At 36.9% G+C, this 25503-nt stretch carries 19 protein-coding genes; 17 read left to right on the top strand and 2 right to left on the bottom strand.

Going from position 1 to position 25503, the window contains the following annotated elements; all coding sequences use genetic code 11:
* Positions 1-63 precede the first annotated feature (63 nt).
* Entirely contained in the window at positions 64-1476 is a 1413-nt protein-coding gene (locus tag HC176_RS11585; protein ID WP_245234885.1) for an endo-1,4-beta-xylanase, read from the top strand.
* Between the two features lie 283 nt (positions 1477-1759).
* On the opposite strand, the gene HC176_RS11580 is transcribed toward HC176_RS11585, so the two are convergent.
* Positions 1760-5890 carry a hybrid sensor histidine kinase/response regulator transcription factor gene (locus HC176_RS11580; RefSeq protein ID WP_245234884.1) on the bottom strand — a complete coding sequence of 1377 codons (4131 nt, stop codon included), beginning with the start codon at positions 5888-5890 and terminating at the stop codon, positions 1760-1762.
* A gap of 364 nt (positions 5891-6254) precedes the next feature.
* Positions 6255-7388 carry an ATP-binding protein gene (locus HC176_RS11575; protein ID WP_167918461.1) on the bottom strand — a complete coding sequence of 378 codons (1134 nt, stop codon included), beginning with the start codon at positions 7386-7388 and terminating at the stop codon, positions 6255-6257.
* 363 nt (positions 7389-7751) lie between these two features.
* Between HC176_RS11575 and HC176_RS11570 the strand changes: the two genes are divergently transcribed.
* From HC176_RS11570 to HC176_RS11495, 16 genes are all read left to right on the top strand, one after another.
* Complete coding sequence (locus HC176_RS11570) at positions 7752-8753, top strand: AAA family ATPase (RefSeq protein ID WP_167918478.1); 1002 nt, start codon at positions 7752-7754, stop codon at positions 8751-8753.
* Positions 8754-8829: 76 nt separating this feature from the next.
* Positions 8830-9696, top strand: a complete 867-nt coding sequence (locus HC176_RS11565; RefSeq protein ID WP_167918459.1) for a DUF58 domain-containing protein — start codon at positions 8830-8832, stop codon at positions 9694-9696.
* A 115-nt stretch (positions 9697-9811) separates the two neighbouring features.
* Complete coding sequence (locus HC176_RS11560; protein WP_167918476.1) at positions 9812-11410, top strand: protein BatD; 1599 nt, start codon at positions 9812-9814, stop codon at positions 11408-11410.
* Positions 11410-12414 (top strand): vWA domain-containing protein, encoded by a 1005-nt coding sequence (locus HC176_RS11555; protein WP_167918457.1) that lies wholly within the window; start codon positions 11410-11412, stop codon positions 12412-12414. Before HC176_RS11560 ends, HC176_RS11555 begins: the two co-directional genes overlap by 1 nt.
* 126 nt (positions 12415-12540) lie before the next feature.
* On the top strand, positions 12541-13578 hold the full coding sequence (locus HC176_RS11550) for a VWA domain-containing protein (protein WP_167918455.1): 1038 nt from the start codon (positions 12541-12543) through the stop codon (positions 13576-13578).
* Between the two features lie 75 nt (positions 13579-13653).
* Positions 13654-14511 carry a tetratricopeptide repeat protein gene (locus tag HC176_RS11545; protein WP_167918454.1) on the top strand — a complete coding sequence of 286 codons (858 nt, stop codon included), beginning with the start codon at positions 13654-13656 and terminating at the stop codon, positions 14509-14511.
* Positions 14512-14615: 104 nt separating this feature from the next.
* The gene (locus HC176_RS11540) at positions 14616-16385 is read left to right on the top strand and encodes a BatD family protein (RefSeq protein WP_167918452.1); all 1770 of its coding nucleotides are present in this window, start codon (positions 14616-14618) and stop codon (positions 16383-16385) included.
* Between the two features lie 3 nt (positions 16386-16388).
* Positions 16389-17147: an SH3 domain-containing protein gene (locus tag HC176_RS11535; protein ID WP_167918450.1), complete on the top strand. Its 759-nt coding sequence runs from the start codon at positions 16389-16391 to the stop codon at positions 17145-17147.
* Positions 17148-17199: 52 nt separating this feature from the next.
* Positions 17200-17502 (top strand): hypothetical protein, encoded by a 303-nt coding sequence (locus HC176_RS11530; protein ID WP_167918448.1) that lies wholly within the window; start codon positions 17200-17202, stop codon positions 17500-17502.
* A 95-nt stretch (positions 17503-17597) separates the two neighbouring features.
* Positions 17598-19190, top strand: coding sequence for a SulP family inorganic anion transporter (locus tag HC176_RS11525; protein ID WP_167918446.1), 1593 nt, complete (start codon positions 17598-17600; stop codon positions 19188-19190).
* Between the two features lie 5 nt (positions 19191-19195).
* On the top strand, positions 19196-19996 hold the full coding sequence (locus HC176_RS11520; RefSeq protein WP_167918444.1) for a universal stress protein: 801 nt from the start codon (positions 19196-19198) through the stop codon (positions 19994-19996).
* Positions 19997-20032: 36 nt separating this feature from the next.
* Positions 20033-20662: a carbonic anhydrase family protein gene (locus HC176_RS11515; protein WP_167918442.1), complete on the top strand. Its 630-nt coding sequence runs from the start codon at positions 20033-20035 to the stop codon at positions 20660-20662.
* A gap of 23 nt (positions 20663-20685) precedes the next feature.
* Entirely contained in the window at positions 20686-21354 is a 669-nt protein-coding gene (locus tag HC176_RS11510) for a DUF2490 domain-containing protein (protein WP_167918440.1), read from the top strand.
* A 91-nt stretch (positions 21355-21445) separates the two neighbouring features.
* Positions 21446-23308 carry a SulP family inorganic anion transporter gene (locus tag HC176_RS11505; RefSeq protein ID WP_167918438.1) on the top strand — a complete coding sequence of 621 codons (1863 nt, stop codon included), beginning with the start codon at positions 21446-21448 and terminating at the stop codon, positions 23306-23308.
* A gap of 209 nt (positions 23309-23517) precedes the next feature.
* Positions 23518-24996, top strand: a complete 1479-nt coding sequence (locus HC176_RS11500) for an ankyrin repeat domain-containing protein (RefSeq protein ID WP_167918436.1) — start codon at positions 23518-23520, stop codon at positions 24994-24996.
* Between the two features lie 13 nt (positions 24997-25009).
* The gene (locus HC176_RS11495) at positions 25010-25495 is read left to right on the top strand and encodes a DUF2271 domain-containing protein (RefSeq protein WP_167918434.1); all 486 of its coding nucleotides are present in this window, start codon (positions 25010-25012) and stop codon (positions 25493-25495) included.
* Positions 25496-25503 lie beyond the last annotated feature (8 nt).

The raw sequence follows: 25503 nt of genomic DNA, 5'->3' as shown, positions 1-25503 counted from the left end.
TGATAACAGTAATATGAAAGGTTACTAGGTTAAAAAAACAGTAACCTTTTTAAACATTAAAAAATGAGAATAATTAAAATAAAAATGGGAATAGCCTTTTATTTAATACTTACAATTCTAAGTTGTAGTGAAGACAATGACAATGGAGATTCCCCAGAAGCCTCTGGTAAACTAGATATACCGTTTGCCTCAATAGCTAGTAATATTACAGAAAATTCTTTTCAAGCCAATTGGGCTTTGGTTTCTGAGGCAGATAGTTATTTATTAGATGTTTCAACAAATAGTAATTTTTCTGTTATGCTTACTGAATATAACGCTTTAATTGTTCAAAATAATACGGTTACTGTAACAGGGCTTTCCCCTGCAAGCAACTATTATTACAGGGTAAGAGCAAAAAAAGGTACAGAAATTACCAATAATTCTAATGTTATTACAGTTACAACAACAGGGGTTGCCGCTGAAGAACCCGAAGACCCAACTTTTCTTAAAGTTAAAGCCAATGCTTTAGAAAACCCATTTTATGTAGGAGTTGCTGTAAAAGCTCATCAGCTAACAGAAGGAAGTGCTTATGATGAAGTATTAAAAAATGAATTTAGCAGCATTACGGCTGAGTATGAAATGAAAATGAACCCAATTTCTACAGGGAGTGGATCATATAATTGGGAGGCGGCCGATAAAATAGTTAATTACGGAAATGATAACGGAATAAATGTTCATGGGCACGCCTTAGTGTGGCATAATGCCGTACCCGATTGGTTGTCTAATTTCTCGGGTACAGATACTGAGTTTGCTTTAGAAGTAAAAAAGTTCATCACCGACGTGGTTACCCGTTATGCCGGAAAAGTAAGGTCATGGGATGTGGTAAATGAGGCCGTTGATGATAATGGCAATATGAGAAACACTATTTTTCTACAAAAAATGGGTCCCGATTATATTAAAGATTGCTACCAGTGGGCCAGAGACGCTGCAAATACAGCTGGTGATACCGACTTGTTGTTGTTCTATAATGATTATGCAACATCTACCAATATACCCAAACAAGATAGGGTGTTTAGTATTGTAGATGATTTAAAAGCGAACAACCTTATTGACGGGGTTGGTTTTCAGATGCATAATACCTATTTAAGTCCAACCAAAGCACAAATAGAAACAGACATAAATAGAGCTGTTGCCTTAGGTTTAAAAGTGCACGTTTCTGAATTAGATATTCAAGTGAACCAAAATAATGACATCACTTACCTTACAGAGGAAAGAGCATTGGCTCAAAAAGAAAAGTATAAAGAAATAGTTAAAATATATAACGCGCTTCCTAAAGCAAATAAATATGCTTTAACGGTATGGGGTTTTAAAGATAATGAATCTTGGATACCTTATAGTACGGATTTAAATCATCCAGGGAATGACTGGCCGTTATTGTATAATGATAAATTTGAATTAAAAAAGGCTCACACAGGATTTTTAGAGGGATTAGATTAAGTTTTGTTTAGTTGTTTGGTTTTGGTGAATCGTCTGAAAATCAATTTTCAGGCGATTTTTTTGATTAAAGTTTATGAACTCTATTCCTGTGTCGGTTGATATATTTTGGACAAATCGTTACCCTCCATTACTGATTGACTTTTTTTTGATAAAGAGGTTTGCAGGTTTTCATAATGCCTGTTTGAATTTAAAATTAGTAAATTTCGAATTATTAAATGTCTTATTTTTAGGGAAACCTACAAATTAGGGAAGGCTACACTATTACCTGAATTAAAAGTGGATTTTAAGAATTTGATTCAATTTCTGTTGGTAATATACCAAAATGAGCTTTGAAACATTTAGTAAAATAAGAAGGAGATGAAAAACCAACTTTGTAACAAACCTCGCTTACATTTACACTACCACTTTCAAGTAATTGCTTAGCTCTCTGCAATCGTGTTTTTCTCAAAAACTCATTAACGGTTTGTCCAGTTAGTGTTTTAATTTTTCTATATAGTTGACTTCTACTAAGGTTTAATTCTGAAGCTAACAGTTCTACACTTAAATCTGAATCGCTCATATTTTCATTAATAAATTTCAATACTTTTTGAATGAATTCTTTATCAATTGATGTTGTGTTTGTTTTTTCTTTAGCTCCACTTATTTCGCCAAAATATTTATCGAAAATTAATTTTCTACTGGTAATTAATTGTGATATCCTAAGCTTTAGCAACCTCAAATCAAATGGTTTTACCATATAAGCGTCTGCACCGTATCCAATACCTTCTATTCGGTCATCTATTCTTGTTTTGGCCGTAAGCATTAATAAAGGGATATGACTTGTCTGTATATTTGTTTTAATAATTTCACAAAAATCAAAGCCATTCATTTCAGGCATCAAAACATCGGTTATGATTACATCAGGAAGTATTTCTCTGGCTACTTCCAATCCTTCTTTACCGTTGTTTGCTGTAAAAATTCTATAATCTTTCTTTAATTCGTTCTTTAAATAATTCCTGAGTTCAATATTATCTTCAACAATCAAAATGCAATGGGGCTTAGTTGTTTTTTCTGTTTCTGTTTCTTCTTCTTTGTAATTATTATCAAAGTAAGGTATGGTGTTAGTGTTTGATACAAAGCGTTTTTTTTGAGAAATTGCGCTAGTCACTTCAGAGAGGAGTTCTTGTTCTGCAAAATGGTTTTTCCCTGCGGGCAATATAATTCTGAAGGTTGTTCCTTCTTCTAGCTTGCTGTTAACTTCTATTTTTCCTTTATGCAATTGAACAAAGTTTTGAACTACTTCAAGACCTATTCCTGTTCCACCATAATAGGTTTTATTCAAGTTTTTTACTTGATAGAATCGCTCGAAAATTTTGTTGATTTGATCTTTTTCTAAACCTGGACCCGTATCAGAAATAATGATTTCGACAACCTTAACAGGTTTTGTTTCATCTACCAATGGCAAGATATGCAAATCATCTTTGGATAATATGTCGATATTTATAGCTCCGCCATCTGGTGTCACTTTCATGGCGTTGGAAAGTATGTTAAAAATAATTTTTTCTAGCATACTTTGATCTGCCCAAAGAACAATATTAGGTAAGTCTGCATCTACAGCTAGGTGTATATTTCTATTAAAAGCTTCTTCCTTGAAATAGCTTATAATTTCTTTTGTGAAGTTAACCAGATTTAATTCTTGAGCTTTTATTGACATTTTATTTAGCTCTAATTTTCTAAAATCCATTAATTCATTGATGAGCCTATAAAGTCTTTGTGTGTTCTTGTAAATTACGTTATGTTTTTCCTTAATGCGTGCTGGTAAATTTAAAGTGTTATCATTAATAATATCTTGTAGTGGGTTTATCATTAAAGTTAATGGTGTTCTAAATTCATGAGAAATATTAGTGAAGAACTGGATCTTATTTTTATGCAATTCATCTTCTTGAATTCTTTGGATTCTTTCATTTCTTAACAATTCCTTTTCTTTGATACGACGTTGAACTACTATATTTAACACATAAATTGCTCCCAGAAACAACATGATATATGTTACTAGCGCCCAATTAGTTTTCCACCAAGGAGGCAATACGGTTATTTTCAACTCTAATGGAGTTTCATTCCAAACGCCATCATTATTAGCTGCTTTTAACTTAAAAATATAAGTTCCCTTGTCTAAATTTGTATAGGTTGCGCTTCTTAAGTTGCCAACATAATTCCAAGATTCCTCTAAACCTTCCAAATAATAAGCATATTGGTTTTTTTCTGGTCTGGTATAACTTATTCCTGAATACTCAATGGTAAAAACAGATTGGTTATGGTTTAGTTCTATTTCTTGGGTTTCGGCTAAGACTTGTTTTAAAGGAGAGTTTTCTTTATCGGGTAAGACTTCTTTGTTAAATAGTTTAAGTCCAGTAAGATATAGAGTTGGTGGGGTTTTATTTAAATTAATGTCTTTGGGGTTAAAAAAATCAATTCCTTTATAATTCCCAAAATATAAATATCCTTTCTTATCTCTATAAACAGCATTAAAGTTAAACTCATTAGAAAGTAGTCCATCGTTTAACGTAAAGTTAGTTATTTCGTTATTCTTTAAATTTAGTTTTGCAAGTCCAGAATTTACTGTTACCCATAAATTAGCATCTTTGTCCTCAATGATATTAGATACACTTTCCTCTGTGAATTCATACATTTCATTATACCATTGAAATTTACCGCCCTTAGTGTAACGGCATAATCCAGAGCCTCGGGTTCCAAACCAAATTGAGCCATCGGAGCTTTCAAATAATGACAATATGTGGTTTGCGCTTTTTTTATTTCTGTTACTATTTGTTTCTTTTTTTGAAATACATTCTACGTGATATTTGTTATTTCTGTTTTTATTAATTCTAAACAGACCTTCGGTAGTGCCTATCCAGACATTATCCTTTGAATCAACCAATACTTTTCTAACAGCATTTCCTATGAATTTGTTTTCTGGAAATGGCGGCATGTACTGATTAGAAAACGCTTTAGTTTCTGGATTATATGTAACAACGCCACCATGAAAAGTGCCTATCCAAATAATTCCTTCTGAATCTTCATCAAAACTTAATACACTATTAGCATCGAGATTAGGGGTGTTATCTGAATTATAATTAATAAATTTTTTAGAGCCATTTTTCATAAAAAACAAACCATTATTCCAGCTTCCGGCCCAAATATTTTTCTTGCTATCAATAAACACGGTTTGAATATCAAAGCTAGTTAATCCGGTATAAGGTATAGTGCTTGTTTTATTAATATGCTCAAATGTTTTAGTTTTTGGGTTGTATATATCTATTCCACCCCCATCCATACTTATCCAATAATTTCCGTTTTCATCTTGTTCAATGGCCGTAACAGATGAAAATTGCAATGAATTAGGATTACCAGGTACACTTTCTAAGCTATTAAATTTATCATATAATTTGTCATAAACTGCCACCCCACTATTATAGTACCCCATCCATATTCTTTGGTTATTATCCACAAACAAAGACCAAATTGAATTTGATTTTATACTATCTTTATCTGTTTTATTTAATCTGTAATTTTTAATTACTGAACCATTTTGATTTATGTGAATTAATCCATCGTTTTCTGTGCCGATAAGCAAAGTGCCGTCAGGAATTTGAACCATTGATAGTATGCGTTTCTTTGTTAGTTTATAATGGTTTAATTTAAATGAACTTTGATTGCCATTTTTTAATAAAGTAGCCCTATATAGACCGTTTTCTAGTGTACCAATCCAAATATTATTTGAGTTGTCTAACAGTACTGATTGTAAGGGTTCATCTATAGAAACATTCCCATTTTCTAAAGAAAAGAAACACTTTTTTAGTATATTGGTTGAACTGTCGTATTCTAAAAGCCCAATATTAGAGGCTACATAAACTTTACCGTCCTGCCTAACTTGAATACCGTTGATATTTATATAGCTTGTTTCTAAATTTACATCATCTATAAGTATTTGTACTATCTTATCATTGTCTGTATTGTATTTATATAGTCCATTTTCAAAAGTACCTACATAAATATTACCAAATCTATCAGACCCCAGACTGCTTACGGTAACAGGCATGTTTTTGTTTTTCTTTACTCGCTGGATAGAGATTTTTTTAAACCTATCAAGTTTTCTTTGGTATAAATTAAGCCCTTCTTCAGTACCAATCCATAATCTGTTTTTATAATCTAGGTGAGAACAATAAATTATATTACTAATTAAAGAGGTTGAATCATTAAGGATATGCTTATACGAAAGGTAATCAATCCCGTCAAACCTATATAATCCAGCACCATTGGTACCTATCCATATAAAGCCATCTTTATCTTGGGTAATACTAGGTACGGCTACCTTAGAAATACCATCTTTTATGTTAATAAAATGAAATTCTTTAGCATTTCCTTGAGCTTGCATTTGCAAAGTAAAAAGGAAACAAAAAATTAGAAAACTGTATATGCGATTGTTAAAAACCATTTAAATATTTAGTTTTAGCCTAAATGTAGTATTTTTTTAATAATATTAGGCGTTTGGATACTAATGGCGATTTAAAATTTGAAATCGATTTTAGAACCTTTTATGCTACGGTATTAGGAAAGTGGCTTCAGGTTGACGACCAAGAAGTTTCAGTCAGCTGAACTTCGTATAAATAAAAAAACCTTGACTCTGTTTCGATTTGGAGCACAAGGTTTAATTAAAAAGATTAATAGCAGTACAAACTTACAATTTTTGTTTTAATAAAGCAATATTTAATGTTAAGTAAGGGTTAAGTTAATCGTAATTAATTATATTTCACTTTTCTAAGTATGCGAAGGGCTTCTTTGTAAAGTTGATATACTTCCCCGCTGTGTGCTTTAAGATAAGGCTTGGCTTCATTAAGTTTTTCTAAGGCTTCATGAAACGAGTTTAAATAGCAAATGAGGTAAGTGCTAGGCAGATTTTTTAAGTCGGAGAGTTGTCGTTCGGTGAGTTTGAGCCCTTTTTTCAGTTTGTTTAAAATAGCATTGTTGCTGTTGTAAATGTGGTGAAGTATTTTTTTGTCGAATTGTGGCGGTTCAAACAGCAGTTTGGTTTTTATGTGGTATTGGGCATTGTCTTCAAAGTTGATTAAGGTTTCTTCCAAAGGATAATATTTTTTCGAATCTTGAAGTCCTAAATTTACATATTCCAATATTTTAAAGCTGTCTTCGTCAATGGTGATGGCCACTTCATCCAACGCCGAAAAAAACAAACGTACCTGTTCGTTAATCAATTCAATATCCACCCGTGAATAGAACGTTTCGTCTTTCACCATTTTTTTTTGTCCAGCCCAACACACAACAAAATATTCCTTAAACACTTTATATTGGGCGTTGTAATCTTTTCGGGTGTCCATAAAATGGAACACACCATCCAGTGTATGTTCAATATTATTTTGCGCATTGTTTTCAATGGCTTCGACAATTTTCGAGTTAACGTCCTTAATTTCAATATTGAACACTTTGGGCATGCTCATGCTGCCGTCCCTAAAAAACACCGAGCCACCATAATATTTCCAAATGTTTTTTCTAAGCGATGTGATTGTTCCTGTGGGCCGAATGGTTACCAACCCAACCACTTTGTCTTCAGGCAGGTGGGGAAATGCAATGTTTTCGTATTGCACTATAGGTGGGTGACTTAAGTAAGCATTGATGAGGTTTTGTATTTTACTGTCATCAAAAAAATCGACACCTATTATTTTATTGTCGGCATCGTCAACGCCAATAACTATGTACGAGTTGTTTTTGGGGTTGCTGTTCGAGAGCGCGCAAACATGCTTTAAAAACTTGGCCTTGCCTTCTTTGTGGCTAATATCGATCTTGCGTTTTTTGTCGTAAAAACTGTTTTCGTCGTTATGGGCCAAAAGGTGTTTTATGAGTAGGCGCTTGTTAATCATGTTTGTTTGGGAGCTAAAAACTAATCCACCAATATTTTCTTATTTCAGCATAAAAATAATCAAAACCCATGTAAACTGGTATAATTATATGTTTTGGTTTTCAGTGAATTATAAAATGTATAAGAGACGTATCGCTTTTGGAACTATTTGCTGAGAACGTTTTGTGTTTGAAAACCTCAAAAACAATCGTAATAATTGAAAAAACAAAGTGAGTGTAGTGTCTTTAGCGGTTTTAACCAATAATTAACGCCTTCGAAAGTTTATTTTTAACCAATTTTTAACAGCGGCAAAATAAAAATTTTAACAATTTGCAATGCTCGAATAAGGACTGTATATTCGGGCTTTTAATAAAATTAAAAAATGATGGAAGAAACAAGTACAATTGATATTAAGTCGATTAACGAGAAAATTGAAAAGGAAAGTGCTTTTGTTGACTTGCTAATGTTGGAGATGAACAAAGTGATTGTTGGCCAAAAGTATATGGTAGAAAGATTGCTTATTGGTTTACTTGGTCAGGGGCACATTTTACTAGAGGGTGTTCCAGGTTTGGCAAAAACCTTGGCCATTAATACGCTTTCGCAAGCGGTTCAAGGTAGCTTTAGCAGAATCCAGTTTACTCCCGATCTTTTGCCTGCCGATGTTACGGGTACATTGATTTACAATATGAAAGTCAATGATTTTTCCATCAAAAAAGGGCCTATTTTTGCTAACTTCGTTTTGGCCGATGAGGTAAACAGGGCACCCGCCAAGGTACAGGCCGCATTACTGGAAGCCATGCAGGAAAAGCAGGTAACCATTGGCGATGATACTTTTAAGTTAGATAAACCCTTTTTGGTAATGGCTACCCAAAACCCGGTGGAACAAGAAGGGACCTATCCGTTGCCAGAAGCACAAGTGGATCGTTTTATGTTAAAAACCGTTATCGACTACCCAAAAATTGATGAGGAACAACTCATTATGCGAGCCAACTTAAAAGGCGCTTGGGAAAAAGTGAATCCAGTGGTGTCGCTCAAGCAAATTTTAAATGCCCAACAGGCGGTACGCGAGGTTTATATGGACGAGAAAATTGAAAAATACATCCTCGATATTATTTTCGCTACGCGTTACCCAGAAAAATATAGACTTACCAGCTTAAAACCATTAATTTCCTTTGGGGCATCGCCACGTGGTAGTATCAACTTGGCCACTGCTGCAAAATGTTACGCGTTCATTAAACGCCGTGGTTACGTCATCCCAGAAGATGTTCGTGCCGTGGTTTACGATGTGCTAAGACACAGAATTGGCATTACTTACGAAGCTGAAGCCGAAAACGTGACTTCCGTTGATATCATCAATAAAATAGTAAACGAAATAGAAGTGCCTTGATGAGTTTCAAGTTACAAGTTTCAAGTTCAATGTTACTAAACTTTGAACCTTAAACCTCAAACCTTGAACAATTCTAATGGATACCAAAGATTTACTAAAAAAAGTACGTAAAATAGAGATCAAGACACGTCGGTTGTCCGATCATATTTTTGGAGGTGAATACCATTCCACCTTCAAAGGGCGTGGTATGACCTTTAGTGAGGTAAGGCAGTATCAATTTGGCGACGATGTTCGTAATATCGATTGGAACGTTACCGCACGCTACAACGAGCCTTTCGTAAAAGTGTTTGAGGAAGAGCGCGAGCTCACCATGATGTTGATGGTCGATGTTTCAGGATCGGAGTTTTTCGGAACGGAACAGCAGTTTAAAAACGAAGTAATTACCGAAATAGCTGCAACATTGGCATTTTCGGCCACTCAAAACAACGATAAAATCGGACTGATTTTGTTTTCCGATAAGGTTGAATTGTATATTCCGCCAAAAAAAGGACGCTCCCACGTATTGCGAATTATCCGCGAGTTGATAGAATTTCAGCCCGAAAGTAAACAAACCAATGTGGCCGAAGCTTTAAAATTCATGCAAAACGTCATGAAAAAGAAAGCCATTGTTTTTGTGCTGTCTGATTTTATTGCCGACGATTACCATCACACCATGAAAATAGTTGCGGGAAAACACGATGTAACGGGCATCCGTGTGTACGATAAGCGCGAGGAGGAAATCCCCAATTTAGGCATGGTACAAATGCAGGATGAAGAAACGGGAGAGCTTATGTTGGTAAACACGTCTTCGAAAAAAGTGCGATTAAATTACGGTAAGTTTTACAACGAAAAAGTGAATTACTACAAAGAAGCCTTCACCAAATCGGGTGCTGGTGCTATTGATTGCCGTGTGGATGAAAGCTACGTGAAAAAACTATTGGGCTATTTTAAAAGAAGAGGATAAACAAAGAGTGGTCAGGTTGAGCGCAGTCGAAACCTAATTAAAAATGAAGCATAATTATTTGAACATATTAGAACCAAGAATAAAGAACAAAGAACAGAGGAACTTTAAAAAAGGTATGCTTTTGTCTTTATTCCTTATACTTGGTTCTTTGTTCTCCTTTTCGCAAGTTAAATCAACCGTAGACTCTACGTCAATTAAAATAGGAGAACAGATTACTTATCACATTCAAGTAGAGGTCGATTCTACCAAATTAGTGGTTTTTCCAGAGGGGCAAACCTTTTCACCCTTGGAAATGATTGAGTCTTACGATGTAGATACACTAAAGAACAACGATAAATTCAATCTGATAAAAAAATACGGACTCACACAGTTCGATTCTGGAGCATACACCATTCCGAGGCAAAAAATCATTATTGGCGATAAAACTTTCTTTACCGATTCGCTGCAGGTTGAGGTTAGAAATATCGAAGTCGATTCTACCAAAGGTCTGTATGATATCAAACCCATTATAGCGGTTGAAAAACAAGGTAGCGATTGGTGGAAATATGTGCTTATAACTTTGTTAATTCTAGGCGTTGCGGCCTTTTTACTGTATTGGTTCATTTGGCGAAAAAAACCATTGACCGAAGAAGAAAAAATAGCCTTGCTCCCACCATACGACCGTGCGAAGTTGGCATTGAAAAAGTTAGACGAAGCGCCTTATTTACAGGAAAAAAATCTGAAGGATTATTATTCTGAATTGACATTTATCATCCGAAAATATTTAGATGAAAAAGTGTACGACCATGCTTTGGAAAGTACCACTGATGAGTTAATTAACCGATTGAATTTATTAAAAGAAGCCAATCAGGTCGATTTGAGTAAAGAAGATATTAAAAATCTGGAAGCTATTTTAAAACGTGCCGATTTGGTGAAATTTGCTAAATCTGCCCCAGATATCGAGTTGGCTAAAATAGACCGCGACACTATTGATTTGGAAATAGACCACGTAAAAGAAGCCTTGCCAGAACCCACCGAAGAAGAAAAGCTTCTAGACCAAAAATATCGCGAAGAGCAAGAGCGTAAAAAGAAGCGTAAAAAAGTGTGGCTTACTGTGGGCATCAGTGTGTTTTTGCTTTTGGCCACCATCACCGGGCTTTCTATAAAATTTGGTTTCGATTATGTAAAAGATACCATAATAGGCCACGATAGTAAAGAACTTTTGGAAGGCGAATGGGTAACCAGCCAATATGGTGTTCCGCCGGTAACGATTAGTACGCCAAAGGTTTTAAAACGCATGCCGCCACCCATTCCAGAGGAAGCCAGGCAACAAGTAGATATGACCATGTTTGGCTACGGAAGCCTTATTGATGGCTTTAATGTCGTGGTAATAAACACTAAGCTGAAAAACTTAGGTCAAAATAAAATTGAGTTAGAGCAAGTTGCCGATCAAAGCATGAAAATGATTGAGCAGCAGGGTGTAGAAAATATGTTGGTTAAGAACGACAAGTTTGTAACGCCAAACGGTGCCGAGGGACTCAAGATTTACGGTACTGGCGATTTCCCAACTTTGGTTCCCGATAAAAAAGAAAAAGGAAATTACACGATTTTACTGTTCAACTCAGAAAATGTGATTCAGCAAATCATGTTAGTTTGGAAGTTGGATGATACCTACGCCGAACAAATGGTAGAGCGCATCTTAAATTCCGTGGAACTTAAAAAAGCAGAAAACTAATGTTTGAAGGCATAGAATTTGTAAATAAAGAGTTTTTCTGGTTGCTGTTGGCCTTGCCTTTGGCTGTGCTTTGGTATGTGTTCAAAAATAAAAAGCAAACCGCCGAGCTTAAAATGTCAAGTTTAAAAGGCTTTAAAGTTACTAACTCTTGGTTGCCGAAATTAAAGCACTTGTTATTCGTGTTGCGTTTGTTGGCTTTGGTGTTGTTAATTACGGCTTTGGCGCGTCCGCAGTCGGTCGATGTGTCCACACGAACTAAAACTACAAGGGGTATCGATATTGTAATGGCCATTGACGTTTCGGCTAGTATGCTGGCAAAAGATTTGTCGCCCAACCGATTGGAGGCCTTAAAAGATGTGGCGGCCGATTTCATTAAAAAACGCCCCAACGATCGTATTGGGCTTGTAGAATATGCTGGTGAAAGCTATACTAAAACACCTATTACAAGCGATAAGGCCATTGTTCTGCGTTCGTTGAAAAGTATAAAATACAACACGATTATTGAAGGCGGAACGGCTATTGGGATGGGCTTAGCCACTTCGGTTAACCGTTTAAAAGACAGCAAAGCGAAAAGTAAAGTGATTATTTTGCTAACCGATGGGGTAAACAATTCTGGGTTTATCGACCCGAAAATTGCCAGCGAATTGGCCGTGGAATACGGTATAAAAGTATATACCATCGGGTTGGGTACCAACGGTATGGCTCTATCTCCCGTGGCTATTTTGCCCAACGGGCAGTTTCAGTACGGCCGCATTCAGGTGGAAATTGACGAAGCTTTGTTGAAGGAAATCGCCGAAGTTACCGGTGGAAAGTATTTTAGGGCCACCAATAACAAAAAGCTGGAAGCCATTTACGATGAAATAAACAAACTTGAAAAAACGGAAATAGAGGAATTCAAATTTTATAATTATGATGAAAAATTCCGTCCGTTGGTGATTTTAGCAGGCATACTGTTAATGTTCGAAGTGTTGTTGAGGTTTACCGTTTTTAGAAGTTTTATTTAAGGCATAAGAAGAAGTTTTAAACTGAAGATGGTTGCGCTTGCTAAGTCGAAGTAAATTGAAGTTAAAATAAAGATCAGTGTTCGTGGCATGACTGCTTGACTGAATACTGCGACTGAATACTAAAATATGTATCAATTAGACGAAAAAATATGGTTTTGGGCATTGGCAGTTATTCCTGTAGTGGTGTTGCTCTTTTTGGTGCTTCAGTTTTGGAAATACCGCGCCCAAAGGAAGTTCGCCGACAAGGAGTTGCTTAAAAAGTTGAGTCCGAATACCTCACTTTTCAAAAGCATTTTAAAACTTACGGTACTCTGCTTGGCGTTTGCCTGTTTGGCACTGGCTTTGGTAAACCCCAAAATTGGAACGAAATTGGAGACTGTAAAACGCGAAGGCGTCGATATTGTTTTTGCTATCGATGTTTCAAAAAGTATGTTGGCCGAAGATATTGCGCCCAACCGATTGGAGAAATCCAAACAACTGGTAACCCAAATCATCAATAATTTGGCCAGCGACCGCGTTGGTATTATTGCCTATGCTGGGAAAGCCTTTCCGCAATTGCCTATCACTACCGATTATGCTTCGGCCAAAATGTTCCTTCAAAGTATGAACACAGATATGTTATCGTCTCAAGGAACGGCCATTAACGAAGCTATTAATTTGGCGAAAACTTATTTTGATGATGAAGAACAAACCAACCGTGTGCTCATTATTATTTCAGATGGCGAGGACCACAGCGAGCAGGCCGCTACAGTGGCCGAAGAAGCTAGCGAAGAAGGTATTCGTATTTTCACCATTGGCGTGGGCGATGTTAAGGGAGGGCCTATTCCAGAAAAACGAAATGGTGTGGTACTTAATTACAAAAAGGATAGCCAAGGCGAAACGGTAATTACCAAGTTGAACGAAGAAACCCTTAAAAATATTGCCAGCGAGGCGAATGGGGCGTACATAAACGGAAAGAATACGAAAGATGTTGTTGAAAATATCCGTGAAATATTGAATGCCATGGACAAAACCGAATTTGAATCGAAACAGTTTGCCGATTTTAAATCGCAGTTTCAGTGGTTTTTAGGCTTCGGTATTTTCTTTTTGCTGCTCGATATTTTCCTTTTGGAACGAAAAACAGCTTGGCTTAAAAAGTTAAACCTGTTCAATGAAAATTTATAAACGATTGGAATCGAGATATTTTATAAAATTTTTAACGAACAAAACATAGCATATTTTCTAACTTAGAAATAAAAAATGAAACAATTACTAGCAATTTTACTCCTTTTTACAACGGTTTTCTCCTTTGCGCAAGAAGAGGATAAAGCGCAGTTTTTGGCTTTAAAAAAGGCTAATAATTTTGTTTATCAAGGTAATAACTTATTGGATGAAGATGCCGTTGCTGCCGAAATGGAATATCGAAAAGCCCTTTCTGAGCGACCTAATTTGGCGGTGGGTAGTTACAATTTGGGCACATCGTACATTAAGCAAGGTAATTTTGATGAAGCTATTTACAGGCTTGAAGCTGCTGCCAAATCGGCGACATCAAAAGCAGAAAAACATAAGGCTTACCACAATATCGGTAATGTTTTAATGCAGGCAAAAAAATGTCAGGAAGCCGTTGACGCTTATAAAAACGCGTTGCGAAATAATCCTTCCGACGACGAAACCCGGTATAATTTGGCAGTGGCGAAAGACTGTGCCGAGCAGCAAAAAGACCAAAACCAAGACGAGAATCAGGATAACAAGGACGAAAATAAAGACAAAAAAGATCAACAGGAAAACGACGAGAATAAAGAAAATCAGGATAACCAAGATAATCAAGATCAGGAAGGCGATAATCAAGACGATAAAAAAGACGAGGGCGACCAAGACAACAAAGAAGGAGAGGATAAAGAAGATGAAGGCAAACCTGAAGAAGACAAAAAAGATAAAGGAGATGGTGGCGATGAAGAACGTGAGCAGCCGAAACCACAACCACAGCCCGGACAGCTATCGCCACAACAGATAAAAAATTTGTTGGAAGCCATGAATAACCAAGAACAAAAGGTTCAGGAAAAAATGAATGCCGAAAAGCAGAAAGGCGTCATCATTCAATCTGATAAAGATTGGTAAAATTTAGAAGTTTGAAGACAGAAGCTCGAAGTTTACAGTCGTTTTGTCATGCTGAGCGGGCCTGCACTGAGCGCAGTCGAAGTGAAGCATCTCAATCTAAAAAAATGAAATTCAAAAAATACATACTTATATTATTGGTTTTAACAACCGGTTTTGCTACCGCCCAGGTACAGTTTAATGCCAAGGTGAGTAAGCAAAAATTGGGTGTGAACGAAAGGTTACGTATCGATTTTGAAATGAATCAGGATGGCGATAATTTCAACCCGCCCGATTTTGCCAATTTCACTGTTGTTGGCGGTCCTAATCAGTCGGTGAGCAACTCGTGGATTAATGGTAAGCGCACCTTTAAAAAAACCTATAGTTATTTCTTGGCACCGAAGAAGCGTGGAAATTTCACCATTCAGCAAGCCACTATCGTTATTGATGGCACTGTTTATAAAACCACTCCCTTAAAAATTGAAGTAACGGCAGCGGTCGATATTCCGAAAGATCCCAACGACCCACAGTATTTAGCTTCAGAAAACATTCACTTGGTGGCCGAGGTTTCCAAAACCAATCCATATTTAAACGAGGCCATTACCGTGGTTTACAAACTGTACGTGTCCCCAAAAATTGCGGTTGATAATTGGAATGAAATCGACATCCCGAGGTATAACGATTTTTGGAGTCAAAATATAAATACCCAAGGCCAAAAAGTACAGAATGGAAAGTATAATGGAGAAGATTACCGTTTTTTGGTACTCCGCAAAACTGTGCTTTACCCTCAAAAAACCGGAAAGCTCAATATTGAGCCTTTAACGCTCGATATTGCTTTACGCGTGCCTACCAATCGTCGCGATATTTTTGGAAGTGTTTATATGCAACGTACCAACCGAACCGTTTCGGCTGGTAACAAAACCATCAATGTAAAACCTTTGCCAGAGTCTGGTAAACCGTTAGATTTTACCGGGGCTGTTGGTGATTTCGATTTAAACGTTTCGGCTTCAAAAACAGAGTTGGATGCCACCGAATCGCTTCAGGTAAAAGTTGAAGTGTCCGGAAATGGCAATTTAAAACTGTTTAAGCTGCCCAAAATTTCATTGCCAAGCTCGCTGGAGGTATACGAACCAGAGCATACAGAAAATGTACGTACCAACCTTTCAGGAATGCAGGGAGCTATTTCAGATAGTTATACCGTGGTGCCACAGTACAAAGGGAAGTACCCAATACCAAGCATTTCGTTTTCGTATTTCGATGTAAAAACCGAAAGCTATAAGCGTTTATCTTCCGATGAAATAATCATCAACGTGCTAAGTGGGCCATCCAACGCAACCGCAGATAATAATGCCTCTACAACTAATGCAGGTAAGCAGGCGGTAGTTTTAAACAACGATCAGTTTGCTTTTATCAAAACCCAAACCGATTTTCACCCCATTGAGAGTAGCTATTTTTTCAAAACCAAATTGTTTTGGGGGCTTTTATTGGCACCGTTTTTGGCCATTCCGTTGGCCGTTTTTGTACGTCGTAAAAAGGCGGTTAGGGATGCCGATGTATTTGGGAATAAAATTAGAAAGGCCGATAAACTGGCCAGAAAATATTTAAGTAATGCTAAAAAATCCTTGGGTAAAAAAGAGGAATTTTACATTGCGCTTGAAAAAGCTTTGCACAACTATTTAAAGGCAAAATTACATATTGAAACCAGCGATTTCAGTAAAGATAAAATAGAAAATCTATTAAAAGAAAAGCAGGTTGATGCCAATGTGGTTGATGATTTTATTGGAATAATTGAAAATTGCGAACTGGCTCGCTACACCCCAATAGACCATGTTACCATGCAGGAAGATTATGAAAAGGCCGCAAAAACTATTTCGTTAATTGATAAACAAGCACGTTAAAACATGAAATCACTACTCTATACATTTTTGTTGTTGATTGGGTTGATGTCTTTTTCGCAAAACCAAGACTTGTTTAAAAAAGCGAACGCCTTGTACAACGAAGGGAAATACGCCGAAGCAATTGACGATTACATGGCTATTTTAGAAATTGGTGAGCATTCTGCCGATTTATATTATAACTTGGCCAATGCCCACTACAAACTCAGCCATATTGCCCCAAGTATCTATTATTACGAAAAGGCTTTGCAGTTGGCACCTAACGACCAAGATATTAAAAACAACATGGTCTTTGCCAAAAACATGACCATTGATGCCATTGAGGTGGTGCCCGAAACCGGGGTTTCAAAGCTTATAAAAAACATGACCAACAAACTGTCGTTTGATGCTTGGGCCAAAGTAGCCGTGGCTTTTGTGTTCTGTTTTGTCGTTTTATTTTTGGTGTACTACTTTGCTTATTCTACCACCCGAAAGCGGTTAGCGTTTATCGGTAGTTTTGTGTGTTTGGGCTTAGTTTGCATAACCTTGGCATTTGCATTCCATAAATATAATTTGGACAAAAATGATAATCCGGCAATAGTTTTTGTGCAAGAAAGTAAAGTGCAAAGCACGCCAAATGCGCGCAGTGAAGAAGCCTTTAGGTTGCACGAAGGCACTAAGGTTCAGGTGGAAGAGACTTACAACGATTGGAAAAAGATAAAACTTGCCGACGGAAAAACAGGTTGGGTGCCACAAGAAGACATAAAACTGCTCAACAGTTTTTAATAGAAAATTAACATTAAGAATTGTATATTTGTTAACCTAGTAACAAGTTTTTATGCTAAAACAAATCGTTTCAATATGCTTTACAACGCTGTTTGTGCTGTTTTTAATGGCTCCGACACTGGTGACCGTATTAGACGATTCTGCTGATGTTTCAGTATTTTTCAATGCTTCGGAAGAAGAAGAAAAAGGAAACAAGAAAAATGTAGAGAAGGAGCTTCTTTTCAACGAGTCGAAAGAGACAGATTTAGATATTTCTCTTTTTGAAGAAGAACTCGATTTAGAATACTACCTAAAGAAGTATCCTGACCCCTTATTAAAATTGATTTCTCCCCCACCCAAATCATTCATATTATAATTCCGTTTTAAGGCTTTTTATAAGTCTTTATTAAATGTTTATTGTTTACCTATGTTTGGCTTCACTTTAAGGCCAAGCTAAAATTTTATTATAATATGTTTAAAACCATAAAAAGTGACTTGCCTGCGAGTATAGTCGTGTTTTTTGTTGCCCTACCGCTGTGTTTGGGTATTGCTCTTGCCAGTGGAGCACCTTTATTTTCAGGATTAATTGCTGGTATTATAGGAGGTATTGTTGTTGGGGCATTGAGTGGCTCAAATATTGGGGTGAGTGGTCCCGCAGCAGGTTTGGCTGCCATTGTATTAACTGCCATTGGAACTTTGGGTGGTTATCAAAACTTTTTGGTGGCCGTTGTATTGGGTGGAATTATCCAATTACTTTTTGGAGTGCTAAAAGCGGGTGTTATTGGATATTATTTTCCATCATCGGTTATTAAAGGGATGCTTACCGGTATTGGTATCATCATTATACTGAAGCAAATTCCTCACTTTTTTGGCTATGATGCCGAGCCCGAAGGAGCCGATAGTTTTATTGAGGCATCCGGAGAAAATACATTTTCTTCGTTGCTTAGTATTACTGATAATATTATTTGGGGGTCGTTTTTAATTGGAGCTCTTGGTTTAGCCATTCTAATTCTATGGGATAGGGTGTTATCGAAAAAGTCCAAAATTTTCCAACTTATTCAAGGCCCATTGGTAGCAGTGATTTTAGGTATCATTTTTTATGTATTTACACAAGACCACGAAACGTTGTCTATCGCTCAATCACACTTGGTGAGTGTGCCCGTACCCGAAGATGCTTCGTCCTTTTTGGCGCAATTCAGTTTTCCCAATTTTGGAGTGATTACCAATCCCGATGTTTGGGTAGTGGCATTTACAATTGCATTGGTAGCCAGTTTGGAAACATTGTTGTGTGTTGAAGCCACCGATAAACTGGATCCGCATAAAAACGTAACGCCAACAAACAGAGAATTGTTAGCCCAAGGAACTGGTAATATTCTTTCCGGTTTAATTGGTGGATTGCCTATTACACAGGTAATTGTTCGTAGTTCTGCAAATATCCAATCAGGTGGACAATCTAAATTATCAGCAATTATTCACGGATTTTTCTTGTTGATTTCGGTGATTTTGATCCCGAGATTGTTGAATATGATTCCTCTTTCGGTATTAGCGGCCATTTTATTGGTTGTAGGATATAAACTAGCAAAACCTTCATTATTTAAAGTGATGTACAATTTAGGTTGGAAGCAATGGGTGCCATTTATCGTAACGGTTTTGGGTATCGTTTTTATCGATTTGTTGTATGGTATCGGACTCGGACTTATGGTTGGTATCGTGGTTATTCTTTTAAAGAGCTACCAAAATTCGCATTTCCTTCATATTGAAGACAAGAGCAACGGAAAGCATAAAATTAAGATGACCCTGGCCGAAGAGGTTACCTTTTTCAACAAAGGTGCTATTTTAAAGGAATTGGACAGTTTACCAAAAGACACTTATTTGGAACTGAACCTTTTAAAAACAAGGTATTTGGATAACGATATCATAGAAATTCTTGAAGATTTCCTATTTAAAGCTAAAGAACGAAACATCGATATTAAATTGGTATCGAAACGTGGCGTTGAAGAAAACCCCGAGAGCTTTATCAAGTTTTTCAATGAAAGACCTAAGTCGAGCATCAGTTTAAGTTAATCATCATGGAAGGCAATAAAAATAAAATTTTAGTCCTTTCAGACTTAAAGGATTCTACCGAGGTTATACTAAAAAGTGCTGTAGCCTTGGCCAAGACCTTAAGTGCTGATGTCAAGTTTTTTCATGTGAAAAAAGGAACGGATGTGGTGGATAGAGATAGCCAATTATCCAGCTTTCGCACCATAAACGAGCAGCATAGCTTAACCAAAAACAGTATTGATGGCATTATAAAGTCGGTTTCCAAAACCTACGGCCTAAAGATTGATTACAGTTATGCTTTCGGAAACATAAAAAACGAGATTCAAGACCAATTGAATGCGTATCAACCCGACTTTGTTATTGTGGGACGCCGAAAATCGAGATTGGGTTTGGCTGGAGACAAGATTATAAATTTTGTTTTAAAAGCCCATGAAGGCCCAGTATTGGTGGTTAACAGCAAAAACACCATTGAGCCCGATAAAACACTGTTTATGGCTATTTTAAACGGAAGGGCCTCGGGCTATAGCGATGTCATTACAAACAGTTTATTGGAACAGGCCCAAAAACCGTTGAAATTATTCGAGGTTGTCGATAAAGCCGGAAAACACAAAGCCAACGAAGCGTCTTCAGCTAATGGGGATGTGGAGTTTGTTTTCGAGCGCAACGACAATACCGTAAGTAATTTATCTAAATACCTATTGAAGAGTAATATTAATTTACTTTATTTAAACCGAAAAAGTAAAGAACAAAACAATGATGGTTTAAAGAAATCTGATATCAAGGACATTATCAGTAAAATAGAGGTATCCTTGCTTATTTCGGGATAAACCTTTCTTAAAACCAATTAAATTAAAACAAATATCATGAAAGCACACACTAAAGAAACACAGGCAACAATGACGCCAGAAAAGTCGTTACAATTTTTAAAAGAAGGAAACCAAAGGTTCGTAAATAATCTAAAAGCAAATAGAAACCTTTTAGAACAAGTAAACGATACCAGCGATGGGCAATTTCCGTTCGCTACTATTTTAAGTTGTATCGATTCGAGAGTGTCGGCTGAGTTGGTTTTCGATCAAGGTTTGGGTGATATTTTTAGCGTTCGAATTGCGGGGAACTTTGTTAACGAAGATATATTGGGTAGTATGGAGTTTGCATGTAAATTGGCAGGAACCAAAATCATTGTGGTTTTGGGCCATACTAGTTGTGGTGCAATAAAGGGCGCTTGCGACGATGCTAAACTAGGAAACTTAACCAGTATGCTTGGTAAAATTAAACCAGCCGTAAATGCTGTTAAGGAACCAGCAGATGCCAGCAAAAGAAACTCTTCCAATATCGATTTTGTCAACAATGTTGCCGAGAAAAATGTTGATTTAACAATTGAAAATATTAGAAAGCTAAGTCCAGTTTTAAAAGAAATGGAAGATAAAAGGGAAATAGCCATTATTGGTGCCATGTACGACATCAATACAGGAGCAGTGACGTTTTACGAATAAAGCACTGTATGGGAAGAAATGATATGAAAAAGAAAATAAGTTTGGCGGCATTAATCTTCGGGTTAATGCTACCTTTTTTTGGCCAAGCCCAAGATAGCAATTTTGGTAATTGGCTCATTTACATCGGGAATAAAAAAATAAACTCCAAGTGGAACATCCATAACGAGGTTCAGTACCGAAACTATAATGCCATTGGCGATTTAGAGCAGTTGCTGTTACGAACTGGTTTGGGGTACAACTTTAACGAAGGAAAAAGCAATGTGCTGTTAGGCTATGGCTACATTCTTTCTGAAAATTACGTTGGAAATACAGATGATAAAGTTTCGGTTAACGAGCATCGTATTTTCCAACAGTTCATCTCAAAACAAGCCATAGGCTCAGTAAGCTTACAGCATCGCTACCGTTTTGAACAACGTTTTGTGGAGGACGATTTTAAAATGCGTTTTCGGTACTTTTTGGGTGTGAACGTTCCGCTTTGTGCAAAGGATGAAAACCCAAGCAAATTTTATCTTTCAGCATACAACGAAATATTTTTAAATACCGAATCGGCCGTTTTCGATAGGAACCGACTTTACGGAGGTTTAGGTTATAATATCAGTAAAAATATTCGGGTAGAAGCTGGTTACATGAACCAGTTTTTTGAAACCGATGGTCGAGACCAATTTAACATAATGACCTTTGTAAACTTTTAAAAATCAAAAAAAATCAATACTTTAAGTGTTGATTTTTTTTTTTGCAATAAAACCAATAAACCTAACGATTGTCTCTAAATTAAACATTCTTATGAAGAAATTGTTCTCAAACATAAAAGGCGATGCCTTTGGAGGAATAACCGCAGGTATCGTAGCATTACCATTGGCATTGGCTTTTGGTGTGTCTTCCGGATTAGGACCTACGGCCGGCCTTTACGGAGCTATTTTTATTAGTTTTTTTGCTGCCCTTTTTGGAGGAACCAACACTCAAATTTCTGGACCCACTGCACCCATGACGGCCGTAAGTATGGTGGTGATTGCCAGTATTATTGCAGTTAACGATGGTGATGTCAATCAAGCGCTGCCAGTAATCCTAACCGTGTTTTTATTGGCAGGGCTCATGCAAATAGGCTTGGGCATGTTGGGTTTGGGAAAATACATTCGTTATATTCCTTATCCAGTGGTTTCTGGATTTATGACGGCTATTGGGGTTATTATTCTGCTCACCCAAATTTTGCCTTCATTGGGTTATTATCCCAAAGAAGATGTAGAGTTTGTTGATACCTTTAAGCCACAGGCCGAAGAGGTTATTTTAGAGAATATTTTAAAAGAAGAAGCCGAAGAAGGTATTTTGGTGTTGGAAGACTTTCAAGAAACTATTAGAAGAGCTGAAAAGATAACTGAGATAGATATTTTAAAAGAATCCCAAACTTTGGCAGCAAAGGAAGCTTCGGGAGCTTTAGGAGCCGTTAAAGCGTTTCCGCGTGCGCTGCAGAATATCAATTGGCTGGAATTGATATTGGCACTCGGTACTATTCTTATTATTTATGGTTTTAAAAGAATGACCAAGGCCGTTCCGAGCACATTGGTAGCTTTATTGGTCATGTCGGGGATAGCGGTTGGCTTCGGGCTAGATTATAGGCCCATAGAAGAAATCCCTAGCGGATTGCCAGTGCCTAATTTGGAAATCATTACCGGGTTTAAACTCAGCCACGTTACCCCTTATGTGTTCACCGCGCTTACTTTGGCGCTTTTGGGAGCGATAGATTCTTTGTTGACCAGTGTAGTGGCCGACAATATGACCAAAACCAAGCACAAACCCAACAAAGAATTGGTAGGGCAGGGTATTGGTAACAGTATCGCTGCCGTTTTTGGTGGTATTCCTGGTGCTGGCGCAACTATTAGAACAGTGGTAAATATTACTTCAGGCGGAAAAACCAGACTTTCAGGAATGATTGCAGGAGTGCTATTGTTCGTAATTTTACTCGGTTTAGGCCCAATCGCATCAAAAATTCCAGCGGCGGTTTTGGCTGGGATTTTAATCACCGTAGGCATTGGCGTAATGGATTATAAAGGACTGAAAGCTATTCCGAGTTTGCCAAAAGATATTAAACTTGGGCCATTTAAATTAAGTTCAGAGGTGCTTATTATGTTGGTGGTACTCTTTCTGTCAACGTTTTGGAATTTGGTGTATGCCGTGGGTATCGGTTTAATTATCGCTTCGTTGATGTTTATGAAGAAATTAGGGGACTTAACGGCCGAACGTAGTAATGTAACACCTCTCAAGGAAGATGCTTGGAAAGATGAGGCTGGCTTCCCTGAAAATTTAAAAGAAGAAGTATTCATCAAGCACCTTAAAGGGCCACTGTTTTTTGGTTCTACAAGTGAATTTCAACAATTGGCCGAACAAATCCCTGCAACTGCACGTACGGTTATCATAAGGTTGGGACGAATGCAATATATGGACCAATCGGGGCTTTATGCTATGGAAGATGTGCTTCAGGATTTGAACAAAAAAAATATTGAAGTGCTTTTTGTAGGCTTGTTGAAACAACCTCAATATATGATGGAGCGTATTGGTATCATTCCCGATTTAATTCCCAAGGAACACATTTTTGAAACATTTAAGGAATGTATGAAATGGGTAAAGAAGAACGTTAAAGATGTGTATTAGCTGATTGTAAATCTTTTATAAACGCCGCTTATTTTTAGCGGCGTTTTTTTGTAAAAAAAAGTAAGAAACCTGTTTTAATTTAGAATGATTCTACATAAATTTGCTTTTTTCAAAATAGAATCAGTCTAAATTAAGATAGATTTTGAATAAATTTGCAATCGATAAGCTGTTATGCTTCCTGAATTAAAAAGAATAAAAACCAAAATAGAATGAAGAATTTAAAATCAATTTTAATTGTTTCCGTCGTGAGCTTCTGCATAAAAGGATTTGCACAAAACAACGTGTTTTTAAGCCGAGATTTTTGGAAATCCACCACGACCATTGCTGAGGTAGATGCCAAAATTAAAGAAGGCAATAATATTTCAGAATTGACGTCCCATTATTTCGACCCCGTGGTATTTGCCATTAACAATAACGCCCCCAATGAAACCATTAAATATATCATTTCAAAAGAAGGCAACGACGTAAACAAATTAACGCACGATGGCCGAACCTACATTTTCTGGGCTGCCAGAATGGGTAATGCCGATATCATGGAGTATTTAATTGAAAACGGAGCAAAAACCGATATGGTTGAGGACCATGGTAATACGGTACTAAATTTTGCGGCATCTGGCGGGCAGGAAAACACCAAAGTGTACGATATTTGTTTGGCTAACGGAGCTAACCTCCAAAAGGATGTTAACCAAAACGGTGCTAATGCATTGCTATTGGCCGTACCAAATGACAAAACAGGCAAACTTACCGAATACTTCGTTTCAAAAGGATTGGACATCAACAGTACCGATTACGAAGGCAATGGCGTATTCAATTACGTAGCACGCACTGGAAATATCGAGGCTTTGAAAGAGCTGATAAAAAAAGGCGTAAAAGGAAACAATCAGGCCTTTATTTTTGCGGCTCAGGGCACGCGCGGTAAAACCAACGGATTGGAGGTTTTCCAGTTTTTGGAGAGTGTTGGATTGAACCCCAAAGTGACCACTAAAGATGGCAGCACGCCACTCCATACCTTAGCGGGCAGAAGTAAAGATTTGGAAATCATCAAGTATTTTATTGAAAAAGGGAACGATGTAAACGTGGTTGACGAAAACGGTAACAATGCTTTTATGAATGCCGCAAGCCGGAACAGCATTGAAGTATTAGAGCTGTTAAAGCAAGAGTTGAAAAATATCAATATTATCAATAACAAAGGACAGTCGGCTTTAACGATGGCCGTGGAGCATAATTCACCCGAGGTAATAAACTACTTGATTGAAAATAATGCCGATGTGCTTACAGTAGATTCCAACGGGAATAATTTAGCGTATTATCTAATTGAATCTTACAGCCCAAGAAATAAAGAGCAGTTTGAAAAAAAATTAAAATTGTTGCAAACAGCTGGTTTAAAGGTGTCTGAACTACAGAAAGATGGCAGTTCTCTATACCATTTGGCGGTAAATAAAGAGAATATGGATTTGTTGAAATTAGCGGCTTCATACAATGTTGATATTAACAGTAAAAACAACGAAGGTAACGCCCCGTTGCATTTAGCCGCCATGAAGGCAAAGGATACCGAAATATTAAAGTACCTTATAGCCAACGGCGCTAAAAAAGATGCCGTGACCGAGTTTGAAGAAACCGTTTACGACCTCGCTTCAGAAAACGAAATTTTAAAAGAAAAAAACATAGCCATCGATTTTTTAAAGTAAAAAATAATAAAACATGAAATTAAAATATATAAGTATCTTAGGTGTGCTGTTTTTAGGTCTCGTATCTTTTTCAACCTTAACGGAATCTACCAAATACAAATGCATGATCCAATTGACCAATTACACAGGGCATGGTGCATACATTGTTATTTCATTAATTAATCCTGAAGGCGAATACGAAAAAACCCTTTACGTTATTGGTGATGACGATGAATGGTACAACACAGTTGAAGAATGGTGGAAATTCTATGGAAAAAAACGTAACAACATCGATGCCATAACCGGGGCAACCATTTCTGGTGGTGAGCGAAGCATTAATGTTATCGATATTGAAGATTCGAAAATTGATGCAGGGTACAGCATCCGTTTCGAATCTGCGGTTGAAGACGATAAATATCATGTAAAAGATGTGCAATTTCCATTGACCAGCGAAGCTATTAAAGGCAAGCATGACGGAAAGGGCTTTATCCGTTACGTGCGGATGATTCCCAATAAATAATAATTATT

Source organism: Tamlana crocina, from assembly GCF_012037625.1.
The sequence above is the reverse complement of the archived record's forward strand: the minus strand, read 5'-3'. Positions and strand labels throughout refer to the sequence as shown.